General features: G+C 72.8%; 13 protein-coding genes and 1 pseudogene. 1 reads left to right on the forward strand and 13 read right to left on the reverse strand.

Annotated elements, in window-relative coordinates; all coding sequences use genetic code 11:
- The 12 genes and pseudogenes from ftsX to FIC82_RS14800 all read right to left on the reverse strand — a co-directional run bounded on the left by ftsX (position 1) and on the right by FIC82_RS14800 (position 10,094).
- Complete coding sequence (ftsX, locus tag FIC82_RS14745) at positions 1-912, reverse strand: permease-like cell division protein FtsX (protein ID WP_168731930.1); 912 nt, start codon at positions 910-912, stop codon at positions 1-3.
- Between the two features lie 233 nt (positions 913-1,145).
- Positions 1,146-1,826, reverse strand: a pseudogene (gene ftsE / locus FIC82_RS14750) (cell division ATP-binding protein FtsE); the annotation flags it as partial.
- A gap of 219 nt (positions 1,827-2,045) precedes the next feature.
- Positions 2,046-3,158, reverse strand: coding sequence for a peptide chain release factor 2 (gene prfB, locus FIC82_RS14755; protein WP_168731931.1), 1,113 nt, complete (start codon positions 3,156-3,158; stop codon positions 2,046-2,048).
- 79 nt (positions 3,159-3,237) lie between these two features.
- Positions 3,238-4,383: a DUF916 domain-containing protein gene (locus FIC82_RS14760; RefSeq protein ID WP_216609911.1), complete on the reverse strand. Its 1,146-nt coding sequence runs from the start codon at positions 4,381-4,383 to the stop codon at positions 3,238-3,240.
- 136 nt (positions 4,384-4,519) lie between these two features.
- The gene (locus FIC82_RS14765; protein ID WP_154799014.1) at positions 4,520-5,134 is read right to left on the reverse strand and encodes a hypothetical protein; all 615 of its coding nucleotides are present in this window, start codon (positions 5,132-5,134) and stop codon (positions 4,520-4,522) included.
- Positions 5,135-5,323: 189 nt separating this feature from the next.
- Positions 5,324-5,749: a hypothetical protein gene (locus tag FIC82_RS14770; RefSeq protein ID WP_154799015.1), complete on the reverse strand. Its 426-nt coding sequence runs from the start codon at positions 5,747-5,749 to the stop codon at positions 5,324-5,326.
- Between the two features lie 65 nt (positions 5,750-5,814).
- Positions 5,815-6,294 carry a TadE/TadG family type IV pilus assembly protein gene (locus tag FIC82_RS14775; RefSeq protein WP_253691203.1) on the reverse strand — a complete coding sequence of 160 codons (480 nt, stop codon included), beginning with the start codon at positions 6,292-6,294 and terminating at the stop codon, positions 5,815-5,817.
- Entirely contained in the window at positions 6,291-6,698 is a 408-nt protein-coding gene (locus FIC82_RS14780; RefSeq protein WP_168731932.1) for a TadE/TadG family type IV pilus assembly protein, read from the reverse strand. The genes FIC82_RS14775 and FIC82_RS14780 overlap by 4 nt, the downstream gene beginning before the upstream one ends.
- 1 nt (position 6,699) lies before the next feature.
- On the reverse strand, positions 6,700-6,915 hold the full coding sequence (locus FIC82_RS14785; RefSeq protein ID WP_154799016.1) for a hypothetical protein: 216 nt from the start codon (positions 6,913-6,915) through the stop codon (positions 6,700-6,702).
- A gap of 87 nt (positions 6,916-7,002) precedes the next feature.
- Positions 7,003-7,941 carry a type II secretion system F family protein gene (locus FIC82_RS14790; protein WP_154799017.1) on the reverse strand — a complete coding sequence of 313 codons (939 nt, stop codon included), beginning with the start codon at positions 7,939-7,941 and terminating at the stop codon, positions 7,003-7,005.
- Complete coding sequence (locus tag FIC82_RS14795; protein WP_168731933.1) at positions 7,938-8,798, reverse strand: type II secretion system F family protein; 861 nt, start codon at positions 8,796-8,798, stop codon at positions 7,938-7,940. The genes FIC82_RS14790 and FIC82_RS14795 overlap by 4 nt, the downstream gene beginning before the upstream one ends.
- Positions 8,799-10,094 carry a CpaF family protein gene (locus FIC82_RS14800; protein ID WP_418884325.1) on the reverse strand — a complete coding sequence of 432 codons (1,296 nt, stop codon included), beginning with the start codon at positions 10,092-10,094 and terminating at the stop codon, positions 8,799-8,801. It abuts the gene before it with no gap.
- A gap of 191 nt (positions 10,095-10,285) precedes the next feature.
- On the opposite strand from FIC82_RS14800, the gene FIC82_RS14805 reads away from it, so the two are divergent.
- On the forward strand, positions 10,286-11,512 hold the full coding sequence (locus FIC82_RS14805; protein ID WP_154799018.1) for a pyridoxal phosphate-dependent aminotransferase: 1,227 nt from the start codon (positions 10,286-10,288) through the stop codon (positions 11,510-11,512).
- A gap of 60 nt (positions 11,513-11,572) precedes the next feature.
- Here the strand turns inward: FIC82_RS14805 and FIC82_RS14810 are convergent, their stop codons facing one another.
- A complete protein-coding gene (locus tag FIC82_RS14810) occupies positions 11,573-12,940 on the reverse strand; it encodes an LCP family protein (protein ID WP_253691204.1) in 1,368 nt (455 codons plus the stop codon).
- Positions 12,941-13,024 lie beyond the last annotated feature (84 nt).

Below are 13,024 nucleotides of genomic sequence, written 5' to 3' on the forward strand. Positions count from 1 at the left end.
TCACACCCTCGTGTGCCGGTTGAGCGTGACGACCGAGGACACGGCCGCCAGCAGGAACGCGATGCCGACGAGGACCGGCGCGATGGCCAGGACGTCCGACTCGTCGACGTAGGCCACCCACGTCACCGACTGCGACAACCAGTCGGTGACGAGGTACTTCACCCCCACCCACAACCCGCCAACGGCGAGGAGCGCGCCCAGCACGGCCGCGATCGCCCCCTCGAGGAGGAACGGCAGCTGGATGAACAGGTTCGACGCGCCGACGAGCCGCATGATCCCGGTCTCCCGGCGTCGGCTCAGCGCCGACAGCCGGATCGTCGTCGTGATGAGCAGGACCGCCGCGAGGAGCATGACCGCAGCGAGACCGGCCGACAGGAGGGACGCGCGGTTGAGCGCGAGGAAGAGCGAGTCGAAGATGCGACGCTGGTCCTCGACGACCTCGACCCCGGGCCGCCCGGTGACGACGTCGTTGACGACCTCGTAGTTCTCCGGGTTGGTGAGCTTCAGGCGGAAGGACGCCTGCATGTCGTCGACCGTGAGCTGGGTGCCGAGGTAGCCGTCGGGGTACCGCTCCTCGAAGGCCGAGAACGCGTCGTCCTTGGACTCGAAGTAGACCGTCTGGACCTCGTCGGCGAGCTCGGTCTCGAAGAGGTCCTCGAGCGCCGCGATCTGGTCGGGCGTCGCCTCGCCGCCGGCGCACGTCGGCGAGGGCGACCCGGCCGGGCACAGGAACACGGAGACCTCGACCTTGTCGTACCAGTCGTCCTTGAGCTTGCCGATCTGGGCCTGCAGCAGCAGCGACGCGCCCACGAACGTCAACGACACGAACGTCACGAGGACGACCGAGACGGTCATCGACACGTTGCGGCGCAGGCCCTGCCCGAGCTCGGCGAGGATGAACTGGAGACGCACGCCGCTCACTCCCCCGCCGTCACGTCGACGTGGCGGCGCAGCGACCGGCGACGCGGAGGCGCGGCCTCGGGGTCGGACGCCGTCGCCCCGGTCCCGTCCGGCGCCGCCGCGGCACCCGCGGGCCCGTCCGTGCCGGGCGGCTGCTCCGCAGGTCCGGGCGCCGCGCGACGCACGGTGGCCGTCGGTGCGCTCTCGGTCGTCGCGCCCGCGAGGTCGGGGATGACCTGGCCCCGCGCCCCGTACGACCCGTGCGCCTGGTCGCGCACCAGCGTCCCGGTGTCGAGCTCGATGACGCGGCGGCGCATCTGGTTGACGATCTCCTCGTCGTGCGTCGCCATGACGACGGTGGTCCCGGTGCGGTTGATGCGGTCGAGCAGACGCATGATGCCGAGCGAGGTCGTGGGGTCGAGGTTCCCCGTCGGCTCGTCGGCGAGCAGGATCGGGGGTCGGTTCACCATGGCGCGCGCGATGGCGACGCGCTGCTGCTCGCCGCCGGAGAGCTCGTGCGGGCGGCGCTTCTCCTTGCCCGCGAGGCCCACCATCTCGAGCGTCTCGGGGACCGTGATCGCGATCGTGTGCCGCGGCTTGCCGATGACCTGGAGCGCGAACGCGACGTTCTCGAACACGGTCTTGTTCGGCAGCAGGCGGAAGTCCTGGAAGACGACCCCGATCTGGCGCCGGAGCTTCGGCACGTTCCAGCTCGACAGCGACCCGAGGTCGCGCCCGGCCACGAAGACCTTTCCCTTGGTCGGGCGCTCCTCGCGCAGGACGAGGTGCAGGCACGTCGACTTGCCGGAGCCCGACGCGCCGACGAGGAAGACGAACTCGCCGCGGCGGACCTCCATCGACACGTCGTCGACGGCCGGCCTCGCGCCGCGCGCGTAGACCTTGGTGACGTTCTCGAAGCGGATCACGGCGGCACGTTCCTCGGGTCGGGGGTCGATCCGTGGACGAACGGGGTTCGTCGCACGATCCCGAGGGTAGGCACGCGCGTCCGGCCCCGGCGGGCGGACACGCCGCACCCGGGTGCATCGATCGGTTGCTCGAGTCACCTGCCTGCGTCACCACGCCGGCGTGCGGCTCCGCGCGCGCCCCGCCCCGACCCCCTGCCCGCGGCGCGCAGAGGTCCGGCGTCAGTCGGCCGACTGCGCCCCGCGGCGCCAGCGGATGCCCGCCTCGATGAAGTCGTCGATGTCGCCGTCGAACACCGCCGACGGGTTGCCGACCTCGTGCTCGGTGCGCAGGTCCTTGACCATCTGGTACGGCTGGAGCACGTAGGAGCGCATCTGGTCGCCCCAGCTCGCCTTGATGTCGCCCGCGAGCTCCTTCTTCTTCGCGTTCTCCTCCTCCTGGCGCACGAGCAGCAGGCGGGACTGGAGGACGCGCAGCGCGGCGGCGCGGTTCTGGATCTGCGACTTCTCGTTCTGCATCGACACGACGATGCCCGTGGGGATGTGCGTCATGCGCACCGCGGAGTCCGTCGTGTTGACGGACTGCCCGCCCGGGCCCGAGGACCGGAAGACGTCGACCTTGATCTCCGACTCCGGGATCTCGATCGAGTCGGTCTGCTCGATGAGCGGGATGACCTCGACGGCGGCGAAGGAGGTCTGCCGGCGCCCCTGGTTGTCGAACGGCGAGATGCGCACGAGGCGGTGCGTGCCCGCCTCCACCGACAGGTGGCCGAACGCGTAGGGCGCCTTCACCTCGAACGTGGCCGACTTGAGCCCCGCCTCCTCGGCGTACGACGTGTCGAGCACGGTGGTCGAGTAGCCGTGACGCTCCGCCCAGCGCAGGTACATGCGCAGCAGCATCTCGGCGAAGTCGGCCGCGTCCACGCCACCCGCGCCCGCGCGGATCGTCACGACGGCCTCACGGGCGTCGTACTCGCCGGCGAGGAGCGTGCGGACCTCGAGCAGGTCGAGGTCCTTGCGGATCGCCCCGACCTCCGTCTCCGCCTCGACGAGGGTGTCCTCGTCCTCCATCTCCTGGCCCATCTCGACCAGGGTCTCGACGTCGTCGATGCGCTGACCGAGCTTCTTCACCCGCTCCAGCTCCGACTGCGCCGCGGAGAGCGCCGACGTCACCTTCTGCGCGGCCTCCGGGTCGTCCCACAGGTCGGGGGCCGACGCCTTCTCCGAGAGGTCCGCGATCTTCGCGCGCAGCACCTCCGGGTCGCTCACGCTCTCGATGGACTCGAGCGTGCTGCGCAGCGCCTTGATCTCGGTCGGAAAGTCGATGGTGGCCACGAGGTTCAAGGTTACGCGACACCGCGCGCGGTCCGCGCCGCCGGGCAGGGAGACCCCGTGCCCGACGGCGCGGCAGCAGTCAGCCCTTCGGCTGGCCCTTCGCGGCGGGCGAATCCGCGCCCGACGGCGAGGGCTCGTCCCCGACCGCCTGCTGGCGTCCCTCGTCGCGTGCCTTGGCGAGCATCGCCTCGAGGCGCTGGCGACGACGACGACGGTCGTCACGGACGCCGAGGACCAGGACGACGCCGATCGCGACGAGCAGGAGCTGCGGCCACGGGACCGCCCACGTCGTCACGGTGACCGTGACCGGCTCGAGCGACGCGTCCACCTGGTCGTCGTCCACGGTCGTCGGCGTCACGGTGATCGTCGACCGGACGGGACCGAGCGGCCACACGTTCGACGTCTCGACGCGCGAGCGTTGCGAGCCATCGGGCAGCACCTCGGGGATCGACGCGGCCGAGCGGTCCGTGGACAGCAGACCGAAGAACCCCGACGTCGCGACGTCGCCCTCGGCGCCGAGACGCACGTTGCCGTCGTTCGCCACGTCGTAGGAGACCGTCAGGTCGCCCGCAGCGAACGGGTTCCACGACGGCGCGTAGGAGGCCTTGACGTTCTCGACGGAGAGGAGCGGCTGCACCTCACCCGTGACCCGCGTCGAGACGCGGAAGCCGACGCGGCTCTCCACGCCTACGCTCGTCCCGCCCTCGCCCCCGCCTTCGCCGGTGCTCTTCACCGTCGCGGCGATGCCGGCGACGTGGTCGCCGGGGGTGGCGTTGTCCGGCACGGCGACGGTGAACGGCACGACGACGGTCGCGTCGGGTGCCACCTCGACCGAGTCCTGGACCTCGATCCAGGTCCCGGCCCCTGTCGACTCCCGGTCGGACGGCAGCATGTTGAACCGGCCCTTGGGGTTGATGTACCCGTCGGCAGCCTGGATCGAGAAGGTCACGGGAACGTCGCTGAAGTTCGACACGGCGAGGTGCTCGGACGCGGACGCCCCGGGGTCGAGGACCAGCTCGACGCGGGACCGTCCGTCCGGTCCGTCCGCGTCGGCGGGCTTGACCCCCCAGGTGATGACGTCCTCGGTGTCGAGCGGCAGGGGGCCGCTGGTCGCGGCGCCCGCCGGGAGCGCAGGCGCGAGGGTGGCGACGAGGGCCGCTCCCGCGGCGGCGAGCCAGCGGGCGGACCGGCGCGGTCGGTGGCTCAGGTGTGGTGCAGGGTTCACGCAGGTGCTCTCTCCGTACGACGGCGGGCCGCCCACCCGATCCGACCTGGAGCCGGACGAGTGGAGCGGCCCGCCGTGGACTGCTCGGTCGACGGTCGACCGTGGCCGACCGTCAGGTCACGAGGACCGGGTGTGCTCAGTCCTCGAAGAGGGAGAGCGTGATGGTCGAGGAGTAGGCGCCGGCGGCGACGTCCTCGGCCGTGCGGAGCGTGAGGCCCGCGTTCGCGGTCCAGGAGCCCTCCGGGTTGACCTCGGCGGAGTCGAAGGCCGACACGAGGAGGTCCTGCTCGGCGAGGCCCTCGCCACCCTCGAGCTCGGGGTCGACGCCCTCGCCCGCCTCGACGAGGCCGCTCTCGCTCTCGCTGACGAGCGTCGGCGCCCAGCCGAGGTTCGTCGCCGCGATCGTGCCGGCGTCACCGGTGAAGTCCGAGGCGCTGCCCACGACGTACCAGAATGCGCCCTCGGCGACCTCGGTGCGCGTGTCGGTGACGGTGACGTCGGGCAGGGTGCCCGTGAACTCACGGGTGCCCTCGACGGTCGAGTCCTGCTCGGTGAGCGAGGTCGCGTTCGAAGCGACCGAGAGGGCGAGGTTGCCCGGCTCGACGTTCGACTCGATCTCGACCGAGACGTCGACGCCCTGGTCGTCGCCCACCTGGTCTGCGGAGGCAGCGGACGCGAGGGCGACCGTGCCGATGAGCATCGCACCGAGGGCACCCCCGGCGACGAGCTTCTTCGTTGCTCGTGCGTTCATGTTGTAGCTCTCCATCGTTGGAGTTGTTGTCGGACCGGATCACCATAGCGGCGAACCTGGGGTTTTGACAGGGTGGAACCAGAAGTGGCCATCCAAAGTTAAGAAAGTGAACAAAGGCACGGGAGCGTGCTCTCGCGTCGTTGCGAACCGTCCTTTCCTGGATGCTCGTCGTCGAACAGCAACAGGTGCTCACCACGCCCTGGCACGTGACTCTGCACGCACGATGATGCCATCACTCCAGGCCTGGGTCACCCAGCTGATGAGTGCGGGTCGTGCCCGTGCCGCGAGGGCCACGGTGGCCGTACGACCGTCCGACGTCGACGCGTCGGTCACGACGACGTCGCGCAACCCGGCGAGAGCCGCGGGGTTGCGGGCCAGATAGTCCTGGACGTCCGACCTGATCGTGGCGTCCGTGAGGCTGAGGACCGCACCGTCGACCGGTGCCTCGGCGGCGCCGTCGTAGAACGTCTCGTGCGTCATCGAGTCCGCCGCGGTGAGCGCGAGCGCGTCCGCGAGCTCGTACAGCCGTTTGCGTTCCAGGTGCACCTGGGTCGCGCTGACCACGACCGTGACGAGCAGCAGGGCGAACGCCACGAAGGCCGTCGTGAGCAGCATGATCCGACCATCCTCGCGGCCCTCGTGCCCACCCGCCGCTCGTCGCGGCGTCGTTCGCGCACGCGTCACGGTCGCCGCGCCGCGTACTCGTCGACCGACGCGACGTGCCGTGCCTCGACGGGGACGGCGAGCGGCACGGCGTCTCCCACGAACGCCGGCACGAACGGGAGCGGGACGTCCAGCCGCACCACTGCGCTCACCTCGCCCCCGGGCTCCAGGCACGGCGTCGCCGAGCACGCGACCGCCAGGCTGTCCGGCCCCGCGTCGAAACCCTGGTCGTCGAGGGCGAGCGCGACCGCCGCCCCGGCGAGCCGTGCGCCGTCGTCCGAGCTCGGCGCGGTGACGAACGCCCGCGCCGCCTCCCGCGACGCCCCCTCGACCGCGAACGTCGCCGCCTGCACCCGCCCCACGGTGAGCACGAGGTACATCACCGGCAGCAGGAGGACGAGCGCGACGCCCAGGAACTCGACGACCGCGCTCCCCCGCTCCGCTCCCGGCGTGGCCCCGATGAGCCGTGCGAGCACCGCCCGCGGGCCCCTGGTCACGGCGCCTTCTCGAGGGCGTGGCCGTCGACCGTCACACCGCCGGCCGGTCCCAGCAGGCCGACGACCGGGAGAGGCGCCGACACCGTGACCTCGACGACCGGGAGCCCGTCCACGACGACCTGCCGCGCGACGACGTCCTCGGCGTACCGTGGCGAGAGCGCCGCCCCGATCAGTGAGCGGGTCCGCGCCACGCCGTCCTGCGGGCCGCGGTCCGCGCGACCCGCGACCCGCGCCCCTTCGGCGGCGCAGTCCACGAGGGTCGCACGGACGTGGACCGCGAGCGCGACCTGGACCACCCCGAGGAACAGGACGAGGACCAGGACCGACACGAGCGTGAAGTCGACGACGGCCGACCCCCGCTCGGTCTCGTCGCCGACCCCCTCAGGAGCAGCACGACACGCCACGTCAGGGCGCGCCGACGCTCGAGATCGCGTCGCTGAAGGCCCGCGTGAGCGCCGGCCCGGCGACCGCCCACAACGCGATGACGAGGCCCGCCGTCATGAGCGTGATGAGGACCCAGCCCGGGACGTCCCCCCGCTCCGGGGCTCCACCCGCGAGCCTCCCCCACGCACTCCGCGCCGCTCCGCGCACCGTCGTCGTCCACCGAACCCACCCCTGCATGGTCTCCCTCTCCGTCCGTCCTGCCGTACCTGTGTTCGTCGTACCGTGCGTCGGGCACCCTGCCCACGGCGAGCATGACCTCACCGCTCAGAACCCGAGCCGGAGGGTCGCCAGCGACGGGTAGACCGCGAAGACCACCGTCACCGGCAGGATGAGGAAGACGACCGGGACCATCATCGCCACCTCCTTCTTTCCCCCCACCTCCATGAGCGCGCGACGCCCGGACTCCCGGACGTCCTGCGCCTGCGCTCGCAGCACCTCGGCGAGCGGAGTCCCTCGTTCGACCGCGACCGCGACGCCCTCGGCGAACCTCGTGAGGCTCGGCAGCCCCGTCCTGTCGGCGAGCTGCTCGAGAGCGCGCGCGAGCGGCGTCCCGGCGCGCACCGACGCCAGGGTCGCGCGCAGCTCGCCCGACAGCTCACCGTGCGCCGTCGTGGCGACCCGCTCGAGTGCTGCGACCGGACCCTCGCCGGCGTTCACCGCCAGGGCGAGGAGCTCGGCGACCGTCGGGAACTCGGCGAGCATCCGGTCCTCGCGGCGCCGCACGGCGCGCGACAGCAGGTGGTCGCACACGACGACCCCGCCCACGCCGCACACGAGCGCGAGGAGGACGAGCGAGACGACGGCGGAGCCGCGCGTCGCGGCGAGCACGACCGCCGCGAGCGTGCCGACGGCGAGCCCGACGACGCCCCAGACGAGCTGGCGCGCACGGAACTGCTCCACGCTCTGGGGCCAGCCGGCGCGGTCGAGGCGGCGGCGCACGTCGGCGGTCGTGGACCCGAAGCGCTCCAGGGCCCGCCCGGCGTCCACGAGCAGCGGGGCGACGAGACGCTCGACCGTCGGGAACGGCGTCCGGGTCGGCTGGTCGCGCAGCAGCACCGACGTCCGGTCCTGGGTGCGCAGGTACGGGGCGAGCCGCTCGTCGAGACGGATCGCGCGGTGGCGCACGCCGGACAGGACGAGGAGCATCCCGAGGCCACCCAGGGCCCCGATCACCGCACCCGGCAAGGACACGTCGACGGTCATCGCAGGACCCGCTCCTCCTCGGGCAGCCGCCCGATCCGCAGCATGAGCCGGTACGCGGCGACCGAGCACGCCGCGCCCGCGCCGAGGACCAGGGCCCCCGTCAAGGAGTTGTACGCCGCCGCCGTCTCCGGTCGTGTCGCCAGGAACCCGAGGACGACCCACGGGCCCGCCACGGCGAGCCGCGCGCCGTTGACGGTCCACGACTGGCGCGCCTCCAGCTCGCCCCGCGTGCGGGCGTCCTCCCGCAGGAACGTCGAGAGGGTGCGCAGGAGCCGCCCCAGGTCCGTCCCGCCCACGTCCCGCGTCAGGCGCAGGGCCTCGACGATCCGGTCCGCGACCGGGTCCGCGAGCCGTTCCTTGAGCCGGTCGAGGCAGTCGCCGAAGCGGCCGGACGCCCGGTAGTCGTGCGCGAACCGGGTGAAGGGATCCCTCAGCTCGACCGGGCCGCGCTCGCCGAGCTGGCCGACCGCCTCGGGCAACGGGAGCCCGGCACGCACCCCGGAGGCGAGGTGGTCGAGCACCTCGGGCCAGGCGTCTCGCAACCGTGCCCGGCGCCGCCGGGCGCGGGAGTGCACGAGCAAGGTGGGCGCCAAGGCGGCGATGGCGGCGAAGCACGTCGCGATCGTCACGGACCGGACGAGGACGGCGGAGACGAGGAGCACCACGACCCCGACACCCGCGCTGGTCGCCACCAGCGCTCCCGGCGAGACGGACGGCGCACCCGCCTGGACGAGCAGGTCCTGCGTGCGCACGACCCAGCCGTCCGCCCGGCGTTCTCGCGGCGGACCCGGGACCCAGAACGACCACCAGACGCAGAAGAGACCGGCTCCCAGCAGGAAGCCCACGACGACGCCCACTCAGACCGCCCCCGTCCACGCCGTGGTTCCCGGCGACGGCACGGGCTGGGAGCCAGCGTGGCGGAGCACCGCCGCCAGGTCGATCCCGGCGCGCGCGAACCTCTCCGCGCGCGGCGGGAAGCCGTCGGCCCGGACGAGGTGGTCACCGGTTCGGACGAAGATCTCTGCAGCCTCGACCACTCCCTGCTCGACCCGTCCGGTGACGCCGAGGATCTCTCGGACGACGCGCTGCCCGGCGGCGTCGACCCCCAGGTGCACGACCAGGTCGATCGCCGACGCGACGGTCGGGACGACGAACCGGTCCGACACGTTCTCGCCCGCGAGCAGCGGCAACGTGCACATCTTGGTGATCGCCTCGCGGGCCGAGTTCGCGTGGATCGTGCACATGCCGGGAACGCCGGCGTTGAGCGCGATCAGGAGGTCGAGGCTCTCCGCCTCGCGCACCTCGCCGATGACGATCCGGTCCGGGCGCATGCGCAGCGCCTCCTTGACGAGGCGGCGCAGGGGGATCTCGCCGGTTCCCTCGAGGCTCGGCTGACGGCATTGCATGGAGACGACGTCCCGCACGGCGAACCGGAGCTCGAACACCTCCTCGCACGTGACCACGCGCTGGGTGGGCGGGACGGAGCCCGCGAGCGCGTTGAGCATCGTCGTCTTGCCCGCCTGCGTCGCGCCCGCGACGAGGACGTTGAGACCGGCGCGGACCGAGGCGTCGAGGAAGACCGCTGCCTGCGGGGTGAGCGACCCGAGGCGGACGAGGTCGTCGAGGTGCGCAGCGCGGACGACGTGCTTGCGGATGTTGACGGCCCACTCGCTGCGCGTGACGTCGGGGATCACGACGTGCAGCCGCTCGCCGCCGGGGAGCGAGGCGTCGACGAACGGGCTCGACAGGTCGAGCCGGCGGCCGGACGAGCGGAGCATCTGCTCGACGAGGTCGCGCACCTGCTCGGCGGTGAGGATCGTCGTCGTGAGCTCCGACCGCCCACCCCGTGCGACGAACACCTGGGAGGGCGCGTTGATCCAGATCTCCTCGATCTCGGGGTCGTCGAGGTAGGGCTGGAGCGGCCCGAGCCCGGCGACGGCGTCGACCACGGCGCGACCGGCCGCGGTCGGGTCGGCGAGCGGCGCGACGGCCCCGAGCGCACTGCGCGTCTCGTAGTCGGCGACGGCGTCGCGCACCAGCTGGTCGACGGCCGCCCGGTCCCGCACCGGGTCGACCCCGCGCCGCCGGACGAGCTCGCGCACCTCGCCCTCGAGCACGCCGACGGCGTGCGTGTCCGCAGACATCTCGAGCATTCCCCCTGCTCAGTCGGCCGGCTGCCGCGCCGGTCCCGAAGATCTGTCCGAGAGGGTAGGGCATCGGCGCCCGCCCGGGAACCTCCCCTGTGGACGACCGGGCGGGGCCTCCCGGATTCCCGGGCGAGATCCGGGTCGGCCCGGCCGGCGTCGTCCCACATCGTGGGCGCGGACCCGGCTAGGGTCGGGGCATGACGGACCTCCCGCCCGGCCGCTGGCAGGCCGCCGCCCGCGCCACCGGCCTCCTCGGCGCGGACGGCACGGTGGCGTCGACGGTCTTCGCCGAGATGACGGCCCTCGCGCAGCGCACGGGCGCGATCAACCTGGGGCAGGGGTTCCCGGACGTCGACGGCCCGGCGACGGTCAAGCACGCGGCGATCCGCGCGATCGAGGACGGCCACAACCAGTACCCGCCGGGGCCAGGAATCCTCGAGCTGCGCAACGCCGTCGCGAGCCACCAGTACCGGCACTACGGGCTGGACCCCGACCCGGAGACCGAGGTCCTCGTGACGACGGGCGCGACGGAGGCCCTCGCCGCGACGATCCTCGCGCTGGCCGGCCCGGGCGACGACGTCGTGACCCTCGAGCCGTTCTACGACGCGCACGCCGCGTGCATCGCGCTCGCGGGGGCGAACCACGTCACCGTCCCGCTCGTGCCGGGCGCGGACCGCTTCCGGCTCGACCTCGACGCCCTGCGCGTGGCCGTCACCGACCGCACGCGGCTGATCATCGTGAACTCGCCGCACAACCCCACGGGCACGGTGCTGGACCTCGACGAGCTCGACGCGATCGCGGCCGGCGCGCGCCGCCACGACGCGGTCGTCGTCACGGACGAGGTGTACGAGCACCTGACGTTCGACGACGCCCGGCACGTGCCGATCGCGACGTTGCCCGGCATGCGGCAGCGCACGATCGCGATCTCGTCAGCCGGCAAGACGTTCTCGTTCACCGGCTGGAAGATCGGCTGGCTGCACGGCCCGGAGCCGCTCGTCACCGCGGTCCGCACGGTCAAGCAGTTCCTCACGTACACGTCGGGCGCGCCGTTCCAGCCCGCGATCGCCGACGCGCTCTCCGACGACGAGACCCCGCGCGCGCTCGCCGACTCGCTCGCCGCGCGTCGGGACGTGCTGTGCGCGGGCCTCGTCCGTGCCGGGTTCGACGTCGTGGTGCCGCAGGGCACGTACTTCGTCATCGCCGACGGCGCCCCGCTCGGGTTCGAGGACGGCACCGCCCTGTGCCGCGAGCTGCCCGTCCTCGCGGGCGTCGTCGCCGTCCCCGTGAGCGCCTTCTGCACGCCGGGGTCGACGACGGCCCGGACGTTGGTCTCCCGCGTGCGGTTCACGTTCGTCAAGCGCCCGGAGGTGCTGCACGAGGCGGTGGGACGGCTGTCCCGCCTCGGCGCCGCGCGGCGCGCCTGACCGGGCCGCTGCTGCGCCCCGGTTCCGCGATCGGCACGGCGGCCGACCCGAGCGGTGCCGCTACGGGCAGACTCCGGGCTGCAGCTCCTCGACCGGGGTCTCGGGCGTCGTGCCCGGGTCCGTGGTTCCGGGGTCGGTCGTTCCCGCCCCCGGGTCGGTCGTCCCCGGGTCGGTCGTCCCCGGGTCGGTGCCGGTCGCCGGGTCGGTCGTGCCGTCCGCGGGCGCGGTCGCGTCGTCGCGCGGGTCGGTGACGGGCAGTTCCTGGCCGGGTGCGGGCGCGTCGTCGATGAGCCGCTGCCAGATCGCGTCGGCCTCGGACGTCCACTCGACACGGTTGCGGTTGCTCGCCGCCTCGACGACGGGCACCTGGGTGAAGACGACCTCGGACGGGTTGATGGCACGGAGGCTGAACGCGAGACCCGCGAGCGCCGTCGGGTCCGCGATCGTCGGGTCGGCGCTGATGGAGCTGAGCACGGCCTCGATGACCCCGTAGAGCTGGGGCGAGTTGGTGATGATGTTCTGGGACAACAGCTCGCGCACGGCCGAGTCGATGAACGCCTGCTGGCGCGCGATGCGCGTGAGGTCGGACCCCATCTCGAGGCCCATGCCGGTGCCGTGGCGGGCCCGGAGGAAGTTGATCGCCTCGCTGCCGGTGAGCGTGTGCTCACCCGCGGGGAGGTCGAGGGTGCCGTACCGCGGGTTCTCCTTGACCGGCTCCGGGAAGCACATGGTGACGCCGTTGATGGCGTCGACCACGCCGATCACCCCGGTCATCTTGACGACGACGTGGTTGGTGATGGGCACGCCCGTGAGGTCCTGCACCGCGGTGATGGTGCACGCGGCGGCGTGCGTCATGTCGTCGACCCCGCCCGAGCCGATCTGGAACGCCTCGTTGAACATCGTGTTGCGTCGCGGGCCGGACATCGACCCGTCGGGGAGGTTGCAGGCCGGCAGGTCGACGAGCGAGTCGCGCGGGATGGACACGACCTCCATGCGGGTGCGGTCACCGGACACGTGCACGATGAACGTCGTGTCCGACCGCATGCCCTCTTCCTCGCCCGCGATCGCGGCGTTCTCGGCGTCGCGGTAGTCCGTGCCCATGACGAGGATGTTGAGCGCCTTGCCGGCGAACGGGTCGGACGGGTCCTTCGGGGGTTCGACCACCGGCCCGCCGACGACGAGGTCGGAGACGTCGCTCACGGTGATCTTCGACTTGAGGTCGAGGTACACGGCCCCGGCCCCGACGGCGACGAACACGAGGGCCCCGGTGAGCACGAGGCCGACCGCCCGCGCCACGCGGTGGGAGCGCAGCGCTCGTGCGTGGTGCGGGCCGCCGGAGGGCTTCTCGCCGCCCTTCCGGGAGTGCGTCGTCGGCGTCGCGCGGGGCCGCGAGCGCGGGGACGACGAGGCGGGGGCGGTCGATGGCACGGTCTGAGGGTAAGGGGTGCGGCGTGGATGCGTGCGCCGAACCAGCAGGAGGACGTGTGAAAGGGCGGCGAAGACCCTCTCGCT

It is taken from the genome of Cellulosimicrobium protaetiae (assembly GCF_009708005.2).
GTDB classification, from domain to species: domain Bacteria; phylum Actinomycetota; class Actinomycetes; order Actinomycetales; family Cellulomonadaceae; genus Cellulosimicrobium; species Cellulosimicrobium protaetiae.